Raw genomic sequence first — 22,275 nt, 5'->3', positions numbered from 1 at the left:
TATTGTTCTTGTTACCAGGCTGGCGGGCGTTTGTCGAAGAAGGCAGCCAACCCTTCGCGGGCTTCCGCACCGCTGCGGGTGCTGGCAATACGGCTGGCGGTGTCGGCCAGTAGTGCGTCATCCCACGGTGAGCCTTCATGCAATTCGGCCAACAGGTCTTTGGCGGCACCCAGTGCGCGTGGTGCGCCTTTGGCCAGTTCGCTGGCGATGTCGGCTATGCGTTGGTCCAGTGCGTCAGCAGGAACAATTTCATGCACCAGCCCGATACGGGCGGCGGAGGCGGCGTCAATGCGTTCGGCGGACAGGAAGTAGCGCCGTGCCTGCCGCCAGCCGATGGCATCGGCCACATAGGGGCCGATGGTGGCGGGAATCAGCCCCAGCCGCACTTCGGTGAGGCCGAAGCGGGCGGCTTCGGTGGCAATGGCAATGTCACACACGGTGGCAAGGCCGGTGCCACCGGCAATGGCCGGGCCGTGAATGCGGGCGATCACCGGCTTATGGCTGCGGTAGATGGCTTTGAGCATGGCGGCCAGGCGTTGGGCATCGGCCAGGTTTTCCGCTTCGCTGTAGCCAGCGGCGCGGCGCATCCAGTCCAGATCGGCCCCGGCGGAAAAGCTTTTGCCGTGACCAGCCAGCACGATAACGCGCACGCTGTCGTCCAGTTGCAGGGCCTTGAAGGCGGCGGTCAGCTCGGCAATCAGGGTTTCGTTCAGCGCATTGTGCAGTTCCGGGCGATTCATCCAGACGGTGGCGGTGCTGCCGCTGTGGTGGATGTCGAGAGTCTGATACTGGCTCATGGCGCTTCCTTACATGCGGAACACGCCAAAGCGTGTCTTGTCGATGGGGGCGGACAGGGCGGCTTCCAGTGCCAGACTCAGCACGTCGCGGGTCTGGGCCGGGTCGATGATGCCATCATCCCACAGCCGCGCGCTGGCGTAGTAGGGATGGCCCTGGCGTTCGTATTGTTCGCGTACCGGGGTTTTCAGGGCTTCTTCCTGCTCGGCGGTGAAGGCATCGCCCAGTTGTTCTTTCTTCACCTGAGCCAGCACTCCGGCAGCCTGTTCGCCACCCATCACCGAAATGCGGCTGTTGGGCCACATCCACAGCATGCGCGGGCTGTAAGCGCGGCCACACATGCCGTAATTGCCTGCACCAAAGCTGCCGCCAATCAGCACGGTGAACTTGGGCACGCTGGCGCAGGCCACGGCGGTAACCAGCTTGGCTCCATCCTTGGCGATGCCGCCGTTTTCATACTTCTTGCCCACCATGAAGCCGGTGATGTTCTGCAGGAAGATCAGCGGAATGCCGCGCTGGCAGCACAGTTCGACAAAGTGCGCACCCTTGAGCGCAGACTCGGAAAACAGGATGCCGTTATTGGCGATGATGCCCACGCGCCAGCCATTGAGCCGGGCAAAACCGGTCACCAGTGTGGTGCCGTAGTTCTGCTTGAATTCGTCAAAGTCGGAATCGTCCACCAGCCGGGCGATGATTTCCCGCACATCAAACGGTTTTTTCTGGTCCGCTGGAATCACGCCGTAGATTTCCTCGGCAGCGTGGCGGGGGGCTTTGGGTTCGGCGCGGTCCAGCACGCCTTGTTTGTGCCAGTTGAGGTCGGCCACGATGCGGCGGGCAATGCCCAGCGCATGGGCGTCGTTCTGCGCCAGATGGTCGGCTACGCCGGAGATACGCGCATGCACATCGCCACCGCCCAGTTCTTCTGCCGTCACCACTTCGCCGGTGGCGGCTTTCACCAGCGGCGGGCCACCCAGAAAGATGGTGCCTTGTTCCTTGACGATGACGGTTTCGTCCGACATGGCCGGTACATAAGCACCGCCTGCGGTGCAGCTGCCCATCACCACGGCAATTTGTGGAATGCCCGCAGCAGACAGCTGCGCCTGGTTGTAGAAGATGCGGCCAAAGTGCTCCTTGTCCGGGAATACCTCATCCTGCAGCGGCAAAAAGGCCCCGCCGGAATCCACCAGATAAACACAGGGCAGGCGGTTTTCCTTGGCGATTTCCTGCGCACGCAGGTGTTTTTTCACCGTCATCGGGTAATAAGTGCCGCCTTTGACCGTGGCATCGTTGGCGATGATCAGGCAGTCCACTCCGGCAATACGGCCAATGCCGCTGATCAGCCCGGCACCCGGCGCATCGTCGTTGTACATGCCAAAGGCTGCCAGCTGGGATAGCTCCAGAAAGGGCGCACCAGGATCCAGCAGCAGGTTGATGCGCTCGCGCGGCAGCAACTTGCCACGGGCGCTGTGTTTGTCACGGGCTTTGTCGCCGCCGCCCAGTGCCGCCTGGGCGACTTTCTGTTTCAGGTCTTCCACCAGCGCACGCATTTTGTCGGCATTGGCCTGGAAGTCCGGTGCGCGGGGGGAGAGTTTGGATTCGATGACTGGCATGGTGAGCCTCTTGTTTTTGTGCCGATCCGTCAGGTTTTTTCAAAGCGGGGCGAGAAGGGGGGGAGGCGGCTGAAGCAAGGCGCGCCGCCGCAGACAGTACATGGGGTACGGCCAGACGGCGTGACTCAGCATCAGGCGCTTTATTCCTCTCTTATCGGGTCTCGGCCATCAGTTCGCGGCCAATCAGCCAGCGGCGGATTTCGCTGGTGCCCGCGCCAATTTCATACAGCTTGGCATCGCGCAGCAGGCGGCCGGTGGCGTATTCATTGATATAGCCGTTGCCGCCCAGGCACTGGATGGCATCCAGCGCCATCTGGGTGGCGTTTTCGGCGGCATACAGAATGGCCCCGGCAGCGTCCTTGCGGGTCTGGCGGCCGCTTTCGCCACGGTCCAGCGCCTGGCCTACGGCATAGACATAGGCGCGGCTGGCGGACAGCTTGACGTACATGTCGGCCAGCTTGCCCTGCATCAGCTGGAAGTCGCCAATGGCCTGGTCAAACTGTTTGCGGTCATTCAGATAAGGCACCACGATGTCCATGCAAGCCTGCATGATGCCCAATGGTCCGGCGGCCAGCACCGCACGTTCGTAATCCAGCCCGCTCATCAGCACCTTCACGCCATTGCCTTCGCCACCCAGCACGTTTTCGGCGGGGATTTCACAGTTGTCGAAAAACAGCGGGTAAGTGTTGGAACCGCGCATGCCCAGCTTGTCCAGCTTGCTGCCGTGCGAGAAACCGGCAAAGCCCTTTTCCACGATAAAAGCCGTGATGCCTTTGGGCCCGGCGTTGACATCGGTCTTGGCATACACCACCAGGGTGTCGGCATCGCCGCCGTTGGTAATCCACATCTTGCTGCCGTTTAGTACATAACGGTCGCCTTTTTTGTCGGCACGCAGCTTCATGCTGACTACATCGGAACCGGCATTGGGTTCGGACATGGCCAGCGCACCCACGTGTTCGCCGGAAATCAGCTTGGGCAGGTAGCGGGCTTTTTGTTCGGCGCTGCCGTTTTTCTGAATCTGATTGACGCACAGATTGGAGTGCGCGCCGTAGGACAGGGCGACCGATGCCGAGGCGCGGCTGAGTTCTTCCATCACCATCATGTGGGCCAGATAACCCATATTGGCGCCACCGTATTCTTCTGCGGCGGTGATGCCCAGCAAGCCCATATCGCCCAGTTTGCGCCACAGCTCGGCAGGGAAGAGGTTGTCACGGTCGATATCGGCGGCACGCGGGGCGATTTCGGCGTCGGCAAAATCCTTCACGCTCTGGCGCAACATGTCGTAGGTGTCGCCATGGTCAAAACGCAGGCTGCTGTACATGATTTTCTCCTCCATGCCCGTCGTGGCGGCTGCGCCTGACAGGCTATTGTGATGGTCGCGTTACTGATTTGAATATTGAATTACGTTTACGTAAGCGTCAATATGATGTGGTAAAAAAACCTGCACGAGGGCAGGTGTTCAGGCTGGCGTGTCAGCCTTGGTGGTCATCTGGTCTATCACGCCACGGCAGTGCTTTTCCAGCGCGTCGATTTCTGCCAGCACCACGTCGATGTCGCGCCGCTGTTCTTCCAGCTGCTCGCGCCGGGCCACCAGCAAATGCAGCAGCTTGAGCGACTGGCTGGCTTCGTCGCGGGCCAGGTCGTACAGATCAATGATTTCACGGATTTCCGACAAGGACAGGCCAATACGCTTGCCACGCAGGATGAGCCGCAGCCGGGCGCGGTCGCGGCGGGTGAACACACGCTGGCGGCCATCGCGTTGCGGCTCGATCAGCCCTTGTTCCTCGTAAAAGCGAATGGTGCGCAGGGTGACGTCAAAATCGCGCGCCAAGTCCGAAATGGTGAAAAGTTCCTGTTCTGTCATGGTATCTGCTTTCAGTATTTATACGGATTGTAGCGTTTTTCCCACGCCTTCTCATCATGATAGCTACATTACGTTTACGTAATCGTAAACTTGTGGGATTAATGCCAAAAAACCGGCCACACCATGCAGTGTGGTTGCCGTCGTTAAGGGAAGCGACGCGTTCTGGATAAAGAGACAACACCAAGGAGATTCAACATGCTGCAAGCCAGCTATGTACACGGTGCCAGTCAGCAGCCGCTGATTGGCAAAACCATCGGCCAGATGTTTGACCAGGCCTGCCAGCACCACGCCCAGCGGGAAGCGCTGGTGGTACGCCAGCAAGGCATACGCTGGAGCTATGCACAATTGCAGGAACAGGTGGACCGGCTGGCGTGCAGCCTGATGCGCCTGGGCCTTGCGCCGGGCGAGCGCATCGGTATCTGGTCACAAAACAATGCCGAATGGGTGCTGACGCAGTTTGCCACTGCCAAGGCCGGGCTGGTGCTGGTGAATATCAACCCAGCGTATCGCCGTGCCGAGCTGGAATATGCGATTAACAAGGTAGGCTGCCGCGCCCTGATTGCCTCACCCAGCTTCAAGAGCAGCAATTACATCGAAATGCTGCAGGATTTGCTGCCGGAACTGGCTGTGAGCCAACCCGGCGAGCTTCGTGCCGCCCGCATGCCCAAGCTGGAATGGGTGATCCGCATGGGCCAGCAGGCCACGCCGGGCATGCTGGGTTTTGCCGAGTTGCTGACCGAACCGACCCCAGCCGAGCGCACTGCCTTGCAGCAGTTGGGAGATAGCCTGCAATTTGATGATGCCATCAATATCCAGTTTACTTCCGGCACCACCGGCAACCCCAAGGGGGCCACGCTTTCCCATCACAATATTCTCAACAATGCCTTCTTTACCGGACAGGCGATGCGCTTTACCTCGGCGGACCGGCTGTGCATCCCGGTGCCGCTCTACCACTGCTTTGGCATGGTGCTGGGCACGCTGACCTGCCTCACGCATGGGGCATGCATGGTGTTTCCTGCGGAAAGCTTCGATGCGCTCAGCGTGCTGCAAACCGTGCAGGAAGAACGCTGTACCGCGCTGCATGGCGTGCCCACCATGTTTATCGGTTTGCTGGACCACCCCCAGTTCGATCAATTCGACTTGTCCAGCCTGCGCACGGGGGTGATGGCGGGCAGCCCTTGCCCTATCGAGGTGATGAAGCGCGTCACCACCCTGATGCACATGGCGCAAGTCACCATTGGCTACGGCATGACCGAAACCAGCCCGCTCAGCTTCCAGAGCAGCGCCGACACGCCACTGGACAAGCGCGTGTCTACCGTGGGGCAAGTGCATCCGCATGTGGAAGTCAAAATTGTCGATAACGATGGCCGTATCGTGGCGCATGGCGAAACCGGCGAGCTGTTGACCCGTGGCTATTCGGTAATGCTGGGCTACTGGGACGACCCGCAGAAAACCGCCGAATCCATCGACAAATCCGGCTGGATGCACAGCGGTGATCTGGCGGTGATGGACGGGCAGGGCTACGTCAATATTGTTGGTCGGGTGAAGGACATGGTGATACGCGGTGGCGAAAACATCTACCCGCGTGAAGTGGAAGAGTTTTTCTACCGTCATCCCAAGATTCAGGAAGTGCAGGTGATTGGCGTGCCGGACGACCGCTTTGGCGAGGAGCTGTGCGCCTGGATCAAGCTGCGCGATGGCGAAACCGCCAGCATCGACGACATGCGTGCCTTTTGTCAGGGGCAGATCGCCCATTACAAAATTCCGCGCTATATAGAGTTCGTCGACAGTTTTCCCATGACCATCACCGGCAAGATCCAGAAGTTTGTCATGCGCCAGCAAATGAAGGAAAAGCTAGGCCTGGCTGACAGCCGCACTGCCTGAATGGCTGCAGATCAACGTTGTATGCAATGGCCCCGGCGAAGCGGGGCTTTTTTCGCTACAATGCGCCCATTCAATCTGACTTCAGGAGTGCACCATGACTGATATCGTATTCAATGACGCCGATCTGGCCCGGCTGGAACAGTTGCTGACGCCCCTGTCGATCAGTGGCAGCACCATGCGCCCGGACGAAGTACAAGGCTTCTTTGCCGCACTGGCCAGCGGGCCGGATGCAGCCGACCGCAGCATGTGGCTAGCCGAAGTGTTGGGCGATGCCCCGGCTTTTGAAAATGCCGAAGAAAAAACCGAGCTGGAAGCCCTGCTGCAAAAGCTGTTTGATGTCACCGCCCATGTGCTGGCCGATGGCCGCGAGCTGGACCTGATCCTGTACGCAGACGAAGACAGTGATGATGATGAAGCCGACTACTGGCCGTGGTGCAATGCCTATCTGTACGCGCTGGATGTGGTGGATACCGACTGGTTTGAAGCGGCCGATGACGAAGGCTTTGAAGACCTGCTGATGCCCATTCTGGTACTGGGCGGCATGTTTGAGGAAGAAGACGGCGAAGACCTGGTTACCTTTACCGACGAGGAAAAGGATGATTGCAAGGAACAGCTGCCCGAAGCCCTGATCTCCGTGTTCAACTACTGGCGCGCCAAGGCGCAGGCACCGGCAACAGTGCGTCGCGAAGGTGACAAGGTAGGCCGTAACGACCCCTGCCCATGTGGAAGCGGCAAGAAGTACAAGGCCTGCTGCGGTAGCAACTGAGTTTTCTGCCAGCCTGCGTGCTGGTGGATGCCATACCTGAAAGCCTCCATCCGGAGGCTTTTTCTTTTACTGCCATGTGGTGGCCATTGTTCAGGATGGATGAAGGTATGAAATGAAATCCTGTTGTTCCGCACTAAGTGGTTCATGCTTGCGCGTCAAGATGCCAAAAGGAGGGAGTGGGATGTTTACCTTGATTGGCAATATTTGCACGATACCCATGTCCAGATAGTCTGTCATGGCGGACTCCGCTAACAGCATCACCGCATTGGTGCGTTGAATCAGTTGCAGCATGGAGTAAACCGAATTGCTCTCGATGATATTGCCGGGCAAGGGTAGTGCGGCTTGCAGCAGATATTGCTCTAATGCCATGCGTGCCGGGCTGCTGGGGGCTTGTAATATCCACGGCCAGTTTCGTAGTAATACCGGCAATTCGATATGTTGCTGTTGTAATAATATATGGTTTTTAGCCACCACCAGTCGCAATATTTCATTGCCCAATGGCCAAAAATTAAAAGCTGCATCTTCAGTTTTCGGGCTGCGCCGGGCAATGGCCAGGTCGATGCGTCCTTGTTCCAGCAAGCTCACCACTTCGTCGCTGGTATCTCCCATCACGCGAATGCACAGGCGTGGTCTTTCCTGTTTCAAACGTGCAATTGCCGCCATGATCCGCTCGGGTGCAGCACCCATGATGGCACCCACTGACAAGTAGCCAAAGCCTTCTTTCTTCTGCAGCTCCAGCGTCTCCACGCAGCCTTCCAGATGATGCAGGCTGCGGGTGGCGAATTTGACCAGCTCCATGCCCAGTGCGGTAGGCAGCATGCCATGCGGCAGACGTTCGAACAGCCGGCAGTCAAACATATCCTCGATTTCCTGCAACATGCGGCTGGCCGCTGGTTGCGACATATACATGCCTTCCGCCGTCCGTTTCATATTCTGGCTGCTACCTAATATCACCAGCATTTGCAAATGCTTGTAACGCAGGCGTTGCAGTAAATGACGGTATTGTGGTGATGATCGGGTGGCTGTTTTATTCATAAGCAAAAGGTATTGCCTGTTAATTAAAAGTAATTGGATGGCTTGGTCAGTATGACGTAGTTTTGCTGTTGCCGCATTTTGCTGTCAGGAAGTAAATGATCTGATATTTATCAAGCTGATTTAAGGGCTTGCTTGTTGGATGGAATTCAGCCTGCTTGTATCGGATTTTTATTATTGGCTTAAATTAATTTCGTAAGATATTCCTGCTAATTCACTCTGGATCTTAGTTATTTCTGATCCGGATAAGTGGGGATATTCAATATCGGAGCAGTGCGCCATGAAGCAAATTCCAGTCATCAAACACGTCCGCGCTTTTACCTTGCGAGGTGGCGGTGCGGATTATCACGATCAGGCCGATGGCCACTGGATTGACGACCACATCGCCACACCCATGTCCAAATACCCTGCCTACCGGCAGAGCCGACGCAGCTTTGGCATCAATGTACTGGGCACGCTGGTGGTGGAAGTTGAGGACAGCGCCGGCAATGTCGGCTTTGCCGTGACTACAGGCGGCGAGCCGGCAGCTTTCATCGTCGAGCGCCATCTGGCGCGTTTCGTGGAAGGGGCCAAAGTCTGCGATATCGAGCGCATCTGGGACCAGATGTACTACGGCACCCTGTTTTACGGACGCAAGGGCCTGGTGCTCAATGCCATCTCCGGGGTGGATCTGGCCTTGTGGGATTTGCTGGGCAAGGTGCGGCAGGAGCCGGTGTACCAGTTGCTGGGCGGTGCGGTGCGGGACGAGCTGCAGTTTTATGCCACAGGTGCACGGCCAGACCTCGCCTGTGAAATGGGATTCATCGGCGGGAAAATGCCGCTGCACCACGGGCCAGCTGAGGGGGAAGACGGCCTGAAAAAAAACCTGGCCTTGCTGGCCAACATGCGCGAGCGGGTAGGCCCGGACTTTTGGCTGATGATCGACTGCTGGATGAGCCTGGACCTGAACTACGCCACCCGTCTGGCACAGGCTGCACAAGAACATGGCCTGAAGTGGATAGAAGAAGCACTGCCGCCAGACGACTACTGGGGCTATGCCGCCTTACGGCAGCAATTGCCTCCCGGCATGTTGTGCAGCACTGGCGAACACGAAGCCACACGCTGGGGTTTTCGCATGCTGCTGGAAATGGGCTGCTGCGACATCATCCAGCCTGATGTCGGATGGTGTGGCGGCATCACCGAGCTACTGAAAATCTCGGCACTGGCCGATGCACATCAGACGCTGGTGATTCCGCATGGCTCCAGCGTGTACAGCTATCACTTTGTCGCCACCCGTCATAACAGCCCGTTTGCCGAATTCCTGATGATGGCGCCGCAGGCCGATCAGGTAGTGCCGATGTTCAGTCCACAGCTGTTACACGAGCCGGTGCCGGAAAACGGCCGCATGCCGGTATCGCGGCTGGATCGTCCCGGCTTCGGCGTGGAGCTCAACCCGGCGTGCGCCTTGCATCGTCCCTACCTGCACACCCCGGGAGGCTGAGATGACGCATGGACAAGCAGTTTGCACCCTGGCTTTTCGCATGAAGTTGTTTCCGGGGCAAGCCGAGGAATATCAACGGCGTCATGCCGCCATCTGGCCGGAACTGCGAACCGCACTGCTGGATGCCGGCATTGTCGAGTACCGCATTTTTCATGATGACAATGATGACGCCTTATTTGCCGTGCTGTACTGCAGCCAGCCCGACAGGCTGGCAGAACTGCCCAGCCTGCCGGTGATGCAGCAATGGTGGGCCTATATGGCCGACATCATGGTGACCCGGTCGGACCTTGCGCCGGTACAGGTAGGCTTGCGCAGCATGTTTGTGCTGAGCATGGGGGAGGGGCCGCCATGCGCATCGTAGACGCCCATTGCCATTTCTGGTGGCTGGAGGGAGAGCAGTACCCCTGGCTGACCCGGCGCAAACCCAATCTGTTGGGTGATTACGCCGCGCTGGCGCGTGACTTCAGCCTGAAAGATCTGCAGCAGCTGGCCGAGCAGGCCGATATCGAGCTGGCGGGCGTGGTGCATATCGAAGCCAATGCGACGAATGCGCTGGAGGAAACCAGTCAACTGGAACGCATGCTCAACGAATCGGGTGAGCACTTCCCCCTTGCGTTGCTGCCCTTTGTTGATTTGTCCAGTCCACAGGCGGCGGATCAGCTTGCTCGGCAACTGGCAGCCTCCACCCGCGTGCGTGGCGTGCGCCAGATTCTGAACGTGCATGCCGACCCGCAGTTCGACTATGTAGGCCGTCACTACTTGCGCGAGGCGCAATGGCAGTGCGGGATGGCCTTGCTGGAGCGCCACGGCCTGATCTTCGAATTGCAAATCTACCCCTCACAAATGCAGGAAGCTGCCGCGCTGGCCAGGCGTTATCCGGCTGTGCGCTTTGCCCTGAACCATGCCGGCATGTATGTGGATCGGCATGCGCCTGCCGGCTGGCGCGCGTGGCGGGATGGCATGCGGGCGTTGGCAGCCTGTCCGAATGTGCAGGTGAAACTGAGCGGCTTTGGCATGCTGGACCACCACTGGACGGAGGACAGTTTGCGGCCGCTGGTGTACGAGGCCATTGACGCTTTTGGCAGCGCTCGCTGCATGTTTGCTTCCAATTTCCCGGTGTGCAGCTTGTACACCTCCTACCGCAGGCTGTGGCAGGCCTATGACAATTTGCTGGCGCAGGCAGCAGCACATGAGCGTCGTGCCATGTTTGCCGACAACGCCTGGCAATTTTACCAATTGGGAGACTAGCCAGATGGCCATCATTCTGTTGGGTCTGTTGTTTCATTTCATCGGCTCGTTTTCTTCCGCCAGTTTCTATCTGCCCTATCGCAGTGTCCGGCAGTGGTCTTGGGAAAACTTCTGGTTGCTGGGCGGCCTGTTTTCCTGGTTGCTGGCGCCCTGGTTGGCCATTTACCTGACCATTCCGGCTTTTGCTTCCATCCTTGAGGCGGCAGACAGCGGGACACTGGGCTGGACTTACTTCTTCGGCGTGTTATGGGGCATTGGTGGCCTCACCTTTGGCCTGGCCATGCGCTATATCGGCCTGTCGCTGGGCATGTCCATCATCATGGGTCTGACATCCGCCCTGGGTGCCTTGATGCCGCCGCTGTTCAATGACCTGTTTGGCCGCGAGGATGGTTTGCGCCTGAGCCAGATGCTGCTCAGCAGCGGCGGGCAGATGGTGCTGCTGGGCGTGCTGGGCTCGCTGATCGGCATCGTGTTGTGCGGGGTGGCCGGCATGCGCAAGGAGCGCGAAGTCGATCTGGCGACCAAGCAAAGTGCGGTTCAGAAATTCAACATGAAAAAGGGCATCGCCGTTGCGCTGGTGTCCGGTTGCCTGAGTGCCTGTTTCAGCTACGGCATCAATGCGGGCAAACCACTGGCGTTGGCCGCAGTGGCGCACGGTGCCAATTCCCTGTTCATGAACAATCTGACCTTTGCCGTCATCATGCTCGGCGGCCTCACCACCAATGCGCTGTGGTGTCTGCACCTGTCCTTGCGCCGTCGCAGCCTGGGCGAGTTCGTCAATCGCAACACGCCATTGCTGCGCAATTACCTGCTGTGCGCGCTGGGCGGCTTGCTGTGGTATCTGCAGTTTTTCTTCTACGGCATGGGCGAGAGCCGCTTGCATAACCCCACCAGCTCCTGGGTGCTGCACATGTCTTTCATCATCCTGATTTCCAATGTATGGGGCGTCTGCCTGGGGGAATGGCGCGGCACTGTGCCGCAAACACGCCGCATCCTGTTGCTGGGCATTGTGGTGATCATTGCCGCCATCGGCCTGGTGGGTTTTGGTAGTGCCAGCCATTAAGGGCGGCTGACAAAACGGGAATGGTCTTTGGGCCTGGCCAGTGCCGGTGGCAAGTGCAGGACCAAGGGATTGCTGTAGCACGTCGGGCTTGTATCGCCGGTATTTCTGAGGAGACAAAGCGATGTTGTTAGCAGGTAAGCGAGTGGTGATTACCGGGGCGTCCCGTGGCATAGGGCGGGCCATTGCACTGGGCTGTGCCCGCCATGGGGCGGATGTGATGCTGGGCCACAGTGACCGCAGCAGTGTGGATGACATCCTGACCCTGCGTCACCAAATTGAGGTCCTAGGGCGCAAGGTGGCTGATCAGGCGGGCGATATTGGCGACCCGGATACTGGTGCTGCGCTGATTGCCATGGCCGTGGAGCGCTTGGGCGGGGTGGATGTCTTCATCAGCAATGCGGGCATTTGTCCTTTCCACGCTTTTCTGGACATGCCGCACGAGACGTATTACCGCACGGTGAATATCAATCTCAACGGTGCCTATTTTGCGGTACAGGCAGCAGCAAGGCAGATGCAGCAGCAGGGTGAAGGCGGTGCCATTATTGCCGTCAGCTCCATCAGTGCGCTGGTGGGTGGTGGCATGCAAACCCACTACACCCCTACCAAAGCCGGTTTGCTATCGCTGATGCAGTCCTGCGCCATTGCCTTGGGGCCGTTTGGCATCCGCTGCAATGCCTTGCTGCCAGGCACCATAGAAACCGACATTAACCGGCAGGATCTGGCCGACCCGCACAAGCGCAGCTATATGCAAAACCGCATCCCGCTGGGGCGGCTGGGGCAACCGGAGGATCTGGTCGGCCCGGCAGTATTCCTGGCATCAGACCTGGCGCGTTACGTCACCGGTGCCAGCCTGCTGGTGGATGGCGGCATGTATGTCAATCTGCAATAGGAGTTGCCCATGCAGCTGCCAAGCAATCATTTCAAATCTGCCTTAAGGCAGATGTCCTCAACTGCACCGTTGTATGGCATCTGGGCCGGGATGGCCTCCGCCTATAGCGCGGAAATCCTGGCTACCACTGGTCATGACTGGATTCTGCTCGATGGCGAACATGCCCCCAATACCGTGCCGACACTGTTGGGACAGCTGCAGGCGCTGGCGGCCTATCCCGTTAATCCGGTGGTGCGGATTCCACATGGCGACCCGGCATTGATCAAGCAAGTGCTGGATATCGGCGCACAAACCCTGATGGTGCCCATGGTGGAGAGCGCAGCGCAGGCTGCCGCCTTGGTGCGGGCCATGCGTTACCCGCCAGCGGGGATACGTGGTGTCGGCGGCGGGCTGATTCGCGCCACCCGCTGGGATGCCGTGGCGGATTATATAGCGCAGGCCGATCAGGCGCTTTGCCTGGTGGTGCAGATCGAATCTTCACTCGGGGTGGAAAACGCGGCGCAGATCGCTGCTGTGGAAGGGGTGGATGCCATCTTTATTGGCCCGGCGGACTTATCCACCAGCATGGGCCACGCGGGTAATGCCAGCCATGTCGACGTCCAGCACAGCATCCGCCACATCATTGACAGCTGCCTGACGCAGGGCAAGGCCTGCGGCATTCTGGCACCTAATGAGCAGGATGCCCGCCGCTATGCCGAGTGGGGTTGCAGCTTCATTGCCGTCAGCATTGATATCCCGCTGCTGCGTCAGGCGGCACTTGCCAGCCTGGCACGTTTCCGCACGTCTCCTTTACCTGCCACCGGCAAGCAAGGCTATTAACTATCCCTCAGCCAGGCCCGTCGGTGGTGTGCGCCCAGCATGGCAACATGATTTTTCAGGAGCATTCCGATGTCTCAAATTCAGCAATTGCGTCATTACATCAATGGCCGTTTTATTGAAGGGGCCGATCATCATGTGGTGAGTAATCCGGCCAATGGCCAGATGCTGGCGCATTCTCCGCAGGCCTCCGCGCAGCTGGTGGCTGATGCCCTGGGCGCAGCCCGTGCCGCCCAGCGTGACTGGGCTGCGCGACCGGCCATCGAGCGTGCCAGTTTTCTGCGCAGTATTGCCACCCTTGTTCGTCAGCAAGTGGATGTGCTGGCTCATACCATTAGCGCAGAGCAAGGCAAAACCCTGGCGCTGGCCAAGGTTGAAGTGCGCTTTACGGCCGATTACCTGGACTACATGGCCGAATGGGCCAGACGCATCGAAGGAGAAGTCATCAGCAGCGACCGGGCAGGCGAGCAGATATTCCTGCTGCGTAAGCCCTTGGGCGTGGTGGCTGGCATCCTGCCCTGGAATTTTCCTTTCTTTCTGATTGCTCGCAAGATGGCGCCGGCCCTGCTGACCGGCAATACCATCGTGATCAAGCCCAGCGAGGAAACGCCGATCAACTGCCATCTGTTCAGCCAGCTGGTCGCGCAGTCAGGCTTGCCAGCCGGGGTGTTCAACGTGCTGTATGGCCGGGGACAGACCGGGGCTGACATGGCTGGCAGCGCGGACGTCGACATGATCAGCTTTACCGGCAGCGTGGCGACCGGCGCACGCATTGCCGCAGCGGCGGCCCCGCATATCACCAAACTGAATCTGGAGCTGGGGGGCAAGGCACCTGCCATCGTACTGGCCGATGCTGATCTCGATCTGGCGGTGAGGGCAATCCATGCCTCACGCATCATCAATACCGGTCAGGTTTGTAATTGTGCCGAGCGGGTCTATGTCGAGCGCAAGGTAGCGGCTGCCTTCATTGATAAGGTGGCCAGCGTCATGGCGGCAACCCGCTATGGCGATCCGCTGGCGGTGGCGGATATCGACATGGGGCCGCTGATCAACCGCCAGGCACTGGAAAGGGTGCAGGCAAAAGTGGCGCAGGCGGTGCAGGATGGTGCGCAGCTGATTACCGGAGGTCAGGTGGCGGATCTGGGGGCCGGCTTCCATTTTCAGCCCACGGTGCTGGCCGGATGCCATGAGCAGATGGACGTCATGCAGCAAGAGATTTTCGGCCCGGTATTGCCCATACAGGTGGTGGACAGTCTGGAGGAGGCGATTGCCCTGGCCAATGACTCTGCCTACGGCCTCACGTCTTCCCTCTACACCCGCGATCTGGCCAAGGCGATGCAGGCAATGCGTGAACTGGATTGCGGCGAAACCTATATCAACCGGGAAAACTTTGAAGCGATGCAAGGTTTCCACGCCGGGGTACGTCAATCCGGCATAGGTGGGGCCGATGGCAAGCATGGCCTGTACGAATACACCCATAGCCATATGGTGTATTTGCAGGCCTGACTTGTATCGGCTGCCTCAGGGCGTGGGGACTTTGTTCCCCGTCGGGACATGCAAAAAGCATGACAGGCCATGAAGGTTTTGATTAGAATGATTAATGAGAGTACGAGCTCTCTTTTTTTCATTCCTTTATTCATAAGCCCGGATTTCCGGGCTTTTTTTTGTTTTCCGGCAGCTGCTTAGCGGTCATTCGGTGCAAAAAAAACGGCCCGTATGGGCCGTTACAAAGGGTAGAGCCAGCAATCAATCAGAAAGCGAAGTGTTCTTCGTCCAGCGACATCAGCGGTGCCGCACCGCCCTTGATCCGCGCCAGCAGGGTATGCACTTCAGGGAAGAGTTTGGCCATGTAGAAGCGACCGGTGGCAATCTTGGCCTGGTAGAAGGCATCATCGCCCTTGCCCAGGCTGGCATGCGCCACTTCAGCCATGCGCGCCCACAGCCAGGCATAGGTCAGGTGGCCGATCAGGCGCAGGTAGTCGGTGGCGGCGGCACCGGCTTCGTCCTTGTTCTGCAGGCTGGCCATGCCCACGCCCATGGTGACCTCGCCCACATCCTTCATCAGCTTGGACAGCGGGGCAATGTAGTCGGCCAGCTTGTCGTTGCCCTCGTTGGCCTGGCAGAACTGGTGAATCTGTTTGGTGAACTTGCGCAGTTTCTGACCTTGATCCAGCAACACCTTACGCCCCAGCAGATCGATGGCCTGGATGCCGTTGGTACCTTCGTAGATTTGCGAGATACGGCAATCACGCACCAGCTGTTCCATGCCCCACTCGCGGATGAAGCCGTGGCCACCCAATACCTGCATGCCCATATTGGCGGCTTCATAGCCATTGTCAGTCATGAAAGCCTTGGCCACCGGGGTTAGCAGCGCTACCAGATCAGCGGCATCCTGGCGGGCTGCGGCATCCGGGTGCTTGTCTTCGATATCCAGTTGCAGGGCGAGCATGGCAGTCAGCGCACGGCCCGCTTCGGTATAGGCCTTCTGAGTCAGCAGCATGCGGCGCACGTCCGGATGCACGATGATGGGGTCGGCCGGCTTGTCCGGGTATTTGTTGCCGGTGAGCGCACGCATTTGCAAGCGCTCGCGGGCATAGGCCAGTGCACCCTGGAACGAGGCTTCGCCAATGCCCAGGCCCTGCATGCCGCAGCCCAGGCGGGCAGCGTTCATCATGGTGAACATGCAGGACAAGCCCTTGTTGGCTTCACCAATCAGATAGCCCTTGGCACCATCCAGATTGATGACGGCGGTGGCATTGGCCTTGATGCCCATCTTGTGTTCCAGGCTGCCGCAGGCTACCGGGTTGCGGCTGCCGTCTGCATGGTATTTCGGCACGATAAACAAGGAGATGCCTTTTACATCCTTGGGTGCATCTGGCAGGCGCGCCAGTACCAGGTGGATGATGTTGTCAGACATGTCATGTTCGCCGGCGGAGATGAAAATCTTGGTGCCGGTAATGCTGTAGCTGCCATCGGCATTGGGTTCGGCACGGGTTTTCAGCAGGCCCAGGTCGGTGCCGCAGTGCGGCTCGGTCAGGCACATGGTGCCGGTCCAGCTGCCATCCACCAAGCGGGGCAGGTAGGTGGCTTTCTGTTCTTCGGTGCCGTGGGCGTGGATGGCGGCATACGCGCCATGCGACAGGCCAGGGTACATCGACCAGGCTACGTTGGAGGAGCACTGCATTTCCATCACCGGGAAGGCCAGCGACTTGGGCATGCCCTGGCCGCCGTAGGCCGGGTCACAGTCCAGCGCCGGAAAGCCCAGCTCGCAATACTGCTTGTAGGCTTCCTTGAAGCCGGGCGGGGTGGTGACCGCCTTGGTGGTGGGGTCGAACTGGCAGCCTTCTTCATCGGCCTGACGATTTAGCGGTGCCAGCTCGCTTTCGCAGAACTGGGCTGCGGCTTCCAGATAGGAAGTAAAAATGTCCTGGGTGGCTTCTTCGTAACCGGGCAGCCCAGGGATGATGTCCTGTACCTTGATCAGTTCGTTGAGCACAAAGTCAAAGTCACGCAGCGGGGCTTTGTATGCGGGCATGAGGTCTCTCCTGTTGGTTGCGCTGCCCGGGTTTTCCGGGTCGAATAGCCATGGGTGGCCGGGCGTTTTTATTGATTTGCTTAATTCAAACGCTTGTTTAAATTATTCTGCGCCGTTTGACAACTTCTTTTGTCCGCTGGCTTCTGCCGGTGTGGCTTTACGACAACGGGAACCAAGTCCTGCCATGCGAACTTTCTTGCGTCGAGCCAGTGATTATCGCCATCAGCTGCTGTATCGCCCCGGACTGGGATGGCTGGGCCGCTGGCTGGATCAGCCTGCCTACTGGACTCTGAATCGCCGCAAGGTGGCGCGCGGAGTGGCCTTGGGCCTGTTTGCCGGATTGCTGCCTGGCCCGCCAAAGCGGCTGTCTACACTGATGTTGGCCTTGTGCTTGAAGGTGAATCTGCCGGCTGCCTTGTTGGCGACGCTGTATAGCAATCCGCTTACCATCCTGCCGATTTATTTTCTGGCGTATTCCTGTGGACTGCTGTTACTGGGCGACCCGGCTGCAGGTACAATGAGCCAGCCTCCAGCATGGGCGGAACAGGACTTGTGGCAGTGGGCACAGCAAGTGCTGAACTGGTTGCTGGCACTGGGGTGGCCGCTGTTGCTGGGCCTGCTGGTGCTTGGCATGACCTTGTCCACGCTGGGTTATGTGGCAGTCATGCTGGGCTGGCGCTGTGCCGTGGTCCGTAACTGGAAAAATAGAAAGGCAGCACGTGGATCTTGTTGAAAAGCAATTGCAGTCGGCTCTGGTGTACGAGGGTGGGTTTCTTCAGGTTCACAAGGACAAGGTGTTGCTGCCGGATGGTGCAGAGGCCAGCCGCGAGTACATTCTGCATCCTGGTGCGGTTGCCATCCTGGCCCTGACGGCAGACCGGCAGCTGGTGATGGAGCGCCAGTACCGCTATCCCGCCGGGCGCGTATTCCTGGAAATTCCGGCAGGCAAGATCGACCCGGATGAAGCCCCGGCGCTGACCGCCAGGCGCGAGCTGCTGGAGGAAACCGGCTATCAGGCTGCCAGCTGGCGTCATCTGGGTACGGCTTACCCCTGCATTGGCTATTCCAACGAGCAGATCAGCTATTACCTGGCTGAGGACCTGGTGGCCGGCGAGCGCCAACTGGATGAAGGAGAATTCCTGGAGGTGCTGACCCTGCCGTTGGAGCAGGTGATGCAGATGGCGCTGAGCGGAGATATCTGCGACAGCAAGTCCATCGTTGGCCTGCATTGGCTGGCAGCGCATCTTGACGGGAGACTACCCGGTGCCACCGTTTGATCCCTATCACGAGCGACGCGGTGCGCGCCGTCTGCAGATGGGCTGCAAGGCCCGCATCAAGTCCCTGCATACCGGCGAAACCCACTACGGCGAGTGCGTTGACCTGTCGGTAGACGGCTTGGCTTTTCGTAGTTCGTTTGTGCCGCAGCATGGCGAGCGCCTGTCTGTCATCGTGCTGGCACCCGCTGTAGGCGGCCTGCCTGGCAAGCCGCTGGAGGCTGAGGTGGAAGTGCGGCGCTGTAACGAGGTCAAACGTGGTCTGGTCTATGAAATTGGTACCCGTATCATCAAGCGCAAAAGTTGAAACAGTTGCTTGCAAATTGATACATAAAAACACCCCCAGTACTTTTAGTCGGGGGTGTTTTTTATGTTATTGATTTGAAAAGAAAAATTTTTACAAATGCAATGTGGAAAATTGGCGTCAGTAAATTTTCTTTAGTCATATTAAGAAAATTCTTCACTAAATTCAGTGGCTTAGTTAATTTGTTTGGCGTTTTCAATTGTTTCGTTGCTTTTGTTCTTGCTCTTCCCTGCATGTGCTATACCCAAAAAAAGAGAATCTGAAAGCCAGTCAGTACTCTAAATTTTGCAAGGGGATAGCGGGTGCACCATGCACGCCGTGCGCACCCCTGCAACCAGCCAGGAGAGAGCCATGCACCCGGATATCTTGAGCCACTACGCCTCCCGTTACGACAAGACGCGTGAAGAGGAATACACCATCCAGGAGTATCTGGAGATCTGCAAGCGCGATCATTCTGCCTATGCCACGGCCTCCGAGCGCATGCTGATGGCCATTGGCGAACCTGAGCTGGTGGATACCCGTCACGATCAGCGCCTGTCGCGCATCTTTTCCAACAAGGTCATCAAGGTTTACCCGGCTTTCCGCGAGTTCTATGGCACCGAAGAGGTGATTGAACAAGTGGTAGCCTATTTCCGCCATGCCGCCCAGGGGCTGGAGGAGAAGAAACAGATTCTCTACCTGCTGGGGCCGGTGGGTGGCGGCAAGTCGTCCATTGCCGAAAAGCTCAAAGAGCTGATGGAGCAAGTGCCGTTTTATTGCCTGAAGGGCAGCCCGCTGAACGAGTCGCCGCTGGGCCTGTTCAATGTGGAAGAAGACGGTGCCATTCTGGAAGAGGAATTCGGCATTCCGCGCCGTTATCTGAAAACCATCCCCAGCCCGTGGGCAGTAAAACGCCTGCATGAGTTCAACGGCGACATCGGCCAGTTCAAGGTGGTAAAACGCTACCCGTCGGTACTGCGGCAGATTGCCGTGGCCAAAACCGAGCCGGGTGACGAAAACAACCAGGACATTTCCTCGCTGGTGGGCAAGGTGGACATCCGCAAACTGGAAAAGTACGCCCAGGACGACCCGGATGCCTACAGCTACTCCGGCGGCCTCTGCCTGGCCAACCAGGGCTTGTTGGAATTCGTGGAAATGTTCAAGGCCCCGATCAAGGTGCTGCACCCGCTGCTGACTGCCACCCAGGAAAGCAATTTCAAGGGTACCGAGGGCTTTGGTGCCATTCCCTTCGATGGCATCGTGCTGGCGCACTCCAATGAGTCGGAGTGGAAACAATTCCGCAACAACAAGAACAATGAGGCCTTCCTCGACCGTATCTATATCGTCAAGGTGCCGTACTGCCTGCGTGTGACCGAAGAGATCAAGATCTACGACAAGCTGATCCGCAACTCTTCACTGGGCCACGCGCCATGCGCACCGGGAACGCTGAAGATGATGGCGCAGTTTGCCATTCTGTCGCGGCTGAAAGAGACAGAAAACTCCAGCTTGTTCAGCAAGATGCAGGTATATGACGGCGATAACCTGAAAGACACCGACCCCAAGGCCAAATCGCTGCAGGAATACCGCGACTACGCCGGAGTGGACGAAGGCATGAACGGGCTTTCCACCCGTTTTGCCTACAAGATCTTGTCCAAGGTGTTCAACTTCGACAATCAGGAAGTGGCCGCCAACCCGGTGCATCTGCTGTATGTGCTGGAACAGCAAGTGGAGCGTGAGCAGTTTCCGGCCGAGCAGGAGCAAAAGTACCTGACCTTCCTGAAGGAGTATCTGGCACCCAAATATGTCGAGTTCATCGGCAAGGAAATCCAGACCGCTTATCTGGAAAGCTACTCCGAGTACGGGCAGAACATTTTCGACCGCTATGTCACCTTCGCCGACTACTGGATTCAAGACCAGGAATACCGCGATCAGGACACCGGCGAAATCTTCGACCGTACCTCGCTCAATGGCGAACTGGAGAAGATAGAAAAACCGGCCGGGATTTCCAATCCCAAGGACTTCCGCAACGAAATCGTCAATTTCGTGCTGCGGGCGCGGGCCAATAACGGTGGCAAGAACCCGACCTGGACCAGCTACGAAAAACTGCGCACGGTGATCGAGAAGAAGATGTTCTCCAATACCGAGGAGCTGTTGCCGGTGATTTCCTTCAATGCCAAGGCCAGTGTCGAAGACGCCAAAAAGCATGAAGACTTCGTCAACCGTATGGTGGAAAAAGGCTACACCGCCAAGCAGGTACGCCTGTTGTGCGAATGGTATCTGCGGGTACGCAAGTCCTCCTGACCATGCAGCGGCAGCCTGGGATTATTCCGGGCTGACCGGCACCGATTTCTGCCCAGCCTGTCTGACACTAGACAGGCTGGCCAGGCCAGGCTTGCCGTGTTTATGCAAACCGGGCCGCAGGAGACAACAGCGAGGTTGCCATGTCCCACATCATAGACAGACGCCTGAATGGCAAGAACAAGTCCGCAGTAAATCGCGAACGCTTCTTGCGCCGTTTCAAGGCGCAGATCAAGGAAGCTGTCTCTCGTGCGGTGAAGGGGCGCAGTATCACCGACATCGAGAGTGGCGAGAAAGTCTCCATCCCGGTCAAGGATATTTCCGAACCGGTATTTCATCACGGCCAGGGAGGGATACGCGAACAGGTTCATCCGGGCAATGAGGAGTTTATTCGTGGAGACCGCATTCCGCGTCCGCAAGGCGGAGGAGGGGGCGGAGGCGGCGGCAAGGCCAGCCAGGATGGCGAGGGCGAGGACGATTTTGTCTTCGAACTGTCGCGCGAAGAATTTCTCAATGTGTTTTTTGATGACCTGGCGCTGCCCAACCTGATCAAGACCCAGCTGATGGGCGTGGAAGAGCTTAAGCAGGTGCGCGCTGGCTACACCAATGACGGCACCCCGGCCAATATCAGCATCGTACGCTCCTTGCGCGGCGCGCTGGCACGGCGTGTGGCCATGGCCGCACCAACGCTGGCCCGGCTGGGCGAGGCCGAAGAGGGGCTGGATGAACTGCTGGAATCCGACGACGAAAGTACGCAGGAAGTGCGCGAGCAGCGCAAGCGCATTCATCTGCTGCGTGAGAAGCTGGCCAGCATTCCCTTTATCGATCCCTTCGACCTGCGCTACAACAACCGCATCCAGCAGCCCAAGCCCACCAGCCAGGCGGTGATGTTCTGCATCATGGACGTGTCCGGGTCCATGGACGAACAGAAAAAGGATATGGCCAAGCGCTTTTTTATCCTGTTGTATCTGTTTTTGCAGCGTAATTACGACAAGATTGAAGTGGTGTTCATCCGTCACCACACCAGTGCGGTGGAGGTAAATGAAGAAGACTTCTTCCACTCGCGGGAAAGTGGCGGCACCGTGGTGTCCTCCGCGCTCAATCTGATGGCCGATATCGTGAAGAAGCGCTACAACAGCAGCGAGTGGAATATCTACGCCGCCCAGGCTTCCGATGGCGATAACTGGGACAGCGATTCGGCCAACTGCGGCCGCATCATGGAAGAACAACTGCTGCCCTATTGCCAGTATTTTGCCTACATCGAAATCACCGAAGGGGAGCCACAAAACCTGTGGTACGAGTACCTCAAGGTCAAGGAACGCCAGCGCCACTTTGCCATGCAGAAAATCCGCTCGGCCTCCGACATTTATCCGGTATTCCGGGAGCTGTTCAAACGCCAGCCAGCCACGCGCGCCTGAATGCCGGGGCGGCCAGCCAA

At 58.2% G+C, this 22,275-nt stretch carries 20 protein-coding genes; 14 read left to right on the top strand and 6 right to left on the bottom strand.

All coding sequences use genetic code 11. The features are described 5' to 3' along the window. Nucleotides 1–11: 11 nt before the first annotated feature. The 4 genes from ACODR9_RS07310 to ACODR9_RS07295 form a co-directional block, all read right to left on the bottom strand. Nucleotides 12–797 carry an enoyl-CoA hydratase/isomerase family protein gene (locus ACODR9_RS07310; protein ID WP_488808499.1) on the bottom strand — a complete coding sequence of 262 codons (786 nt, stop codon included), beginning with the start codon at nucleotides 795–797 and terminating at the stop codon, nucleotides 12–14. A gap of 9 nt (nucleotides 798–806) precedes the next feature. Continuing rightward, nucleotides 807–2,405: a carboxyl transferase domain-containing protein gene (locus tag ACODR9_RS07305; protein ID WP_488808498.1), complete on the bottom strand. Its 1,599-nt coding sequence runs from the start codon at nucleotides 2,403–2,405 to the stop codon at nucleotides 807–809. Nucleotides 2,406–2,556: 151 nt separating this feature from the next. Next, complete coding sequence (locus tag ACODR9_RS07300; protein ID WP_488808497.1) at nucleotides 2,557–3,726, bottom strand: isovaleryl-CoA dehydrogenase; 1,170 nt, start codon at nucleotides 3,724–3,726, stop codon at nucleotides 2,557–2,559. A gap of 138 nt (nucleotides 3,727–3,864) precedes the next feature. After that, nucleotides 3,865–4,269 (bottom strand): MerR family transcriptional regulator, encoded by a 405-nt coding sequence (locus ACODR9_RS07295; protein WP_488808496.1) that lies wholly within the window; start codon nucleotides 4,267–4,269, stop codon nucleotides 3,865–3,867. Between the two features lie 195 nt (nucleotides 4,270–4,464). Between ACODR9_RS07295 and ACODR9_RS07290 the strand changes: the two genes are divergently transcribed. Both ACODR9_RS07290 and ACODR9_RS07285 read left to right on the top strand, forming a co-directional pair. Continuing rightward, a complete protein-coding gene (locus ACODR9_RS07290) occupies nucleotides 4,465–6,153 on the top strand; it encodes an AMP-binding protein (protein ID WP_488808495.1) in 1,689 nt (562 codons plus the stop codon). A 94-nt stretch (nucleotides 6,154–6,247) separates the two neighbouring features. Further along, nucleotides 6,248–6,919 carry a UPF0149 family protein gene (locus ACODR9_RS07285; protein WP_488808494.1) on the top strand — a complete coding sequence of 224 codons (672 nt, stop codon included), beginning with the start codon at nucleotides 6,248–6,250 and terminating at the stop codon, nucleotides 6,917–6,919. A gap of 90 nt (nucleotides 6,920–7,009) precedes the next feature. On the opposite strand, the gene ACODR9_RS07280 is transcribed toward ACODR9_RS07285, so the two are convergent. Further along, the gene (locus ACODR9_RS07280; RefSeq protein WP_488808493.1) at nucleotides 7,010–7,879 is read right to left on the bottom strand and encodes a LysR family transcriptional regulator; all 870 of its coding nucleotides are present in this window, start codon (nucleotides 7,877–7,879) and stop codon (nucleotides 7,010–7,012) included. A gap of 352 nt (nucleotides 7,880–8,231) precedes the next feature. Here ACODR9_RS07280 and rhmD point away from each other — a divergent pair, with 352 nt between their 5' ends. The 7 genes from rhmD (at nucleotide 8,232) to aldA (ending at nucleotide 14,953) form a co-directional block, all read left to right on the top strand. After that, nucleotides 8,232–9,431, top strand: coding sequence for an L-rhamnonate dehydratase (rhmD, locus tag ACODR9_RS07275; RefSeq protein ID WP_488808492.1), 1,200 nt, complete (start codon nucleotides 8,232–8,234; stop codon nucleotides 9,429–9,431). A 40-nt stretch (nucleotides 9,432–9,471) separates the two neighbouring features. Beyond that, nucleotides 9,472–9,792 carry an L-rhamnose mutarotase gene (locus ACODR9_RS07270; RefSeq protein ID WP_488808491.1) on the top strand — a complete coding sequence of 107 codons (321 nt, stop codon included), beginning with the start codon at nucleotides 9,472–9,474 and terminating at the stop codon, nucleotides 9,790–9,792. Continuing rightward, a complete protein-coding gene (locus ACODR9_RS07265) occupies nucleotides 9,780–10,679 on the top strand; it encodes an amidohydrolase family protein (RefSeq protein WP_488808490.1) in 900 nt (299 codons plus the stop codon). The genes ACODR9_RS07270 and ACODR9_RS07265 overlap by 13 nt, the downstream gene beginning before the upstream one ends. A 4-nt stretch (nucleotides 10,680–10,683) precedes the next feature. Further along, nucleotides 10,684–11,742 (top strand): L-rhamnose/proton symporter RhaT, encoded by a 1,059-nt coding sequence (rhaT, locus tag ACODR9_RS07260; protein ID WP_488808489.1) that lies wholly within the window; start codon nucleotides 10,684–10,686, stop codon nucleotides 11,740–11,742. Between the two features lie 121 nt (nucleotides 11,743–11,863). Next, nucleotides 11,864–12,631 carry an L-rhamnose 1-dehydrogenase Lra1 gene (gene lra1 / locus ACODR9_RS07255; RefSeq protein ID WP_488808487.1) on the top strand — a complete coding sequence of 256 codons (768 nt, stop codon included), beginning with the start codon at nucleotides 11,864–11,866 and terminating at the stop codon, nucleotides 12,629–12,631. Nucleotides 12,632–12,640: 9 nt separating this feature from the next. Next, nucleotides 12,641–13,450 (top strand): HpcH/HpaI aldolase family protein, encoded by an 810-nt coding sequence (locus ACODR9_RS07250; RefSeq protein ID WP_488808486.1) that lies wholly within the window; start codon nucleotides 12,641–12,643, stop codon nucleotides 13,448–13,450. Nucleotides 13,451–13,528: 78 nt separating this feature from the next. Then, nucleotides 13,529–14,953, top strand: coding sequence for an aldehyde dehydrogenase (gene aldA, locus ACODR9_RS07245; protein WP_488808625.1), 1,425 nt, complete (start codon nucleotides 13,529–13,531; stop codon nucleotides 14,951–14,953). 244 nt (nucleotides 14,954–15,197) lie between these two features. Here the strand turns inward: aldA and ACODR9_RS07240 are convergent, their stop codons facing one another. Continuing rightward, nucleotides 15,198–16,982 carry an acyl-CoA dehydrogenase C-terminal domain-containing protein gene (locus ACODR9_RS07240; protein ID WP_488808485.1) on the bottom strand — a complete coding sequence of 595 codons (1,785 nt, stop codon included), beginning with the start codon at nucleotides 16,980–16,982 and terminating at the stop codon, nucleotides 15,198–15,200. 184 nt (nucleotides 16,983–17,166) lie between these two features. Here ACODR9_RS07240 and ACODR9_RS07235 point away from each other — a divergent pair, with 184 nt between their 5' ends. From ACODR9_RS07235 to ACODR9_RS07215, 5 genes are all read left to right on the top strand, one after another. Then, nucleotides 17,167–17,715, top strand: coding sequence for a DUF2062 domain-containing protein (locus tag ACODR9_RS07235; RefSeq protein ID WP_488808484.1), 549 nt, complete (start codon nucleotides 17,167–17,169; stop codon nucleotides 17,713–17,715). Continuing rightward, the gene (locus ACODR9_RS07230) at nucleotides 17,702–18,259 is read left to right on the top strand and encodes an NUDIX domain-containing protein (protein ID WP_488808483.1); all 558 of its coding nucleotides are present in this window, start codon (nucleotides 17,702–17,704) and stop codon (nucleotides 18,257–18,259) included. The genes ACODR9_RS07235 and ACODR9_RS07230 overlap by 14 nt, the downstream gene beginning before the upstream one ends. Next, the gene (locus ACODR9_RS07225) at nucleotides 18,246–18,563 is read left to right on the top strand and encodes a PilZ domain-containing protein (protein WP_488808482.1); all 318 of its coding nucleotides are present in this window, start codon (nucleotides 18,246–18,248) and stop codon (nucleotides 18,561–18,563) included. Before ACODR9_RS07230 ends, ACODR9_RS07225 begins: the two co-directional genes overlap by 14 nt. A gap of 348 nt (nucleotides 18,564–18,911) precedes the next feature. Further along, nucleotides 18,912–20,840: a PrkA family serine protein kinase gene (locus ACODR9_RS07220; protein ID WP_287878781.1), complete on the top strand. Its 1,929-nt coding sequence runs from the start codon at nucleotides 18,912–18,914 to the stop codon at nucleotides 20,838–20,840. 140 nt (nucleotides 20,841–20,980) lie between these two features. Beyond that, on the top strand, nucleotides 20,981–22,255 hold the full coding sequence (locus tag ACODR9_RS07215) for a YeaH/YhbH family protein (protein WP_488808480.1): 1,275 nt from the start codon (nucleotides 20,981–20,983) through the stop codon (nucleotides 22,253–22,255). The last annotated feature ends 20 nt before the right edge of the window (nucleotides 22,256–22,275 follow it).

Source organism: Aquitalea sp. FG25 (genome assembly GCF_057809375.1).
Note: the sequence above shows the minus strand (reverse complement) of the source record. Positions and strands in the feature narration are given on the sequence as shown.

What these genes read in the sequence shown, in the direction of transcription:
- ACODR9_RS07310 (WP_488808499.1), bottom strand. Translation starts at nt 797, where the DNA reads ATGAGCCAGTATCAGACTCTCGACATCCACCACAGCGGCAGCACCGCC.
- ACODR9_RS07305 (WP_488808498.1), bottom strand. Translation starts at nt 2,405, where the DNA reads ATGCCAGTCATCGAATCCAAACTCTCCCCCCGCGCACCGGACTTCCAG.
- ACODR9_RS07300 (WP_488808497.1), bottom strand. Translation starts at nt 3,726, where the DNA reads ATGTACAGCAGCCTGCGTTTTGACCATGGCGACACCTACGACATGTTG.
- ACODR9_RS07295 (WP_488808496.1), bottom strand. Translation starts at nt 4,269, where the DNA reads ATGACAGAACAGGAACTTTTCACCATTTCGGACTTGGCGCGCGATTTT.
- ACODR9_RS07290 (WP_488808495.1), top strand. Translation starts at nt 4,465, where the DNA reads ATGCTGCAAGCCAGCTATGTACACGGTGCCAGTCAGCAGCCGCTGATT.
- ACODR9_RS07285 (WP_488808494.1), top strand. Translation starts at nt 6,248, where the DNA reads ATGACTGATATCGTATTCAATGACGCCGATCTGGCCCGGCTGGAACAG.
- ACODR9_RS07280 (WP_488808493.1), bottom strand. Translation starts at nt 7,879, where the DNA reads ATGCTGGTGATATTAGGTAGCAGCCAGAATATGAAACGGACGGCGGAA.
- rhmD (WP_488808492.1), top strand. Translation starts at nt 8,232, where the DNA reads ATGAAGCAAATTCCAGTCATCAAACACGTCCGCGCTTTTACCTTGCGA.
- ACODR9_RS07270 (WP_488808491.1), top strand. Translation starts at nt 9,472, where the DNA reads ATGAAGTTGTTTCCGGGGCAAGCCGAGGAATATCAACGGCGTCATGCC.
- ACODR9_RS07265 (WP_488808490.1), top strand. Translation starts at nt 9,780, where the DNA reads ATGCGCATCGTAGACGCCCATTGCCATTTCTGGTGGCTGGAGGGAGAG.
- rhaT (WP_488808489.1), top strand. Translation starts at nt 10,684, where the DNA reads ATGGCCATCATTCTGTTGGGTCTGTTGTTTCATTTCATCGGCTCGTTT.
- lra1 (WP_488808487.1), top strand. Translation starts at nt 11,864, where the DNA reads ATGTTGTTAGCAGGTAAGCGAGTGGTGATTACCGGGGCGTCCCGTGGC.
- ACODR9_RS07250 (WP_488808486.1), top strand. Translation starts at nt 12,641, where the DNA reads ATGCAGCTGCCAAGCAATCATTTCAAATCTGCCTTAAGGCAGATGTCC.
- ACODR9_RS07240 (WP_488808485.1), bottom strand. Translation starts at nt 16,982, where the DNA reads ATGCCCGCATACAAAGCCCCGCTGCGTGACTTTGACTTTGTGCTCAAC.
- ACODR9_RS07235 (WP_488808484.1), top strand. Translation starts at nt 17,167, where the DNA reads ATGCGAACTTTCTTGCGTCGAGCCAGTGATTATCGCCATCAGCTGCTG.
- ACODR9_RS07220 (WP_287878781.1), top strand. Translation starts at nt 18,912, where the DNA reads ATGCACCCGGATATCTTGAGCCACTACGCCTCCCGTTACGACAAGACG.
- ACODR9_RS07215 (WP_488808480.1), top strand. Translation starts at nt 20,981, where the DNA reads ATGTCCCACATCATAGACAGACGCCTGAATGGCAAGAACAAGTCCGCA.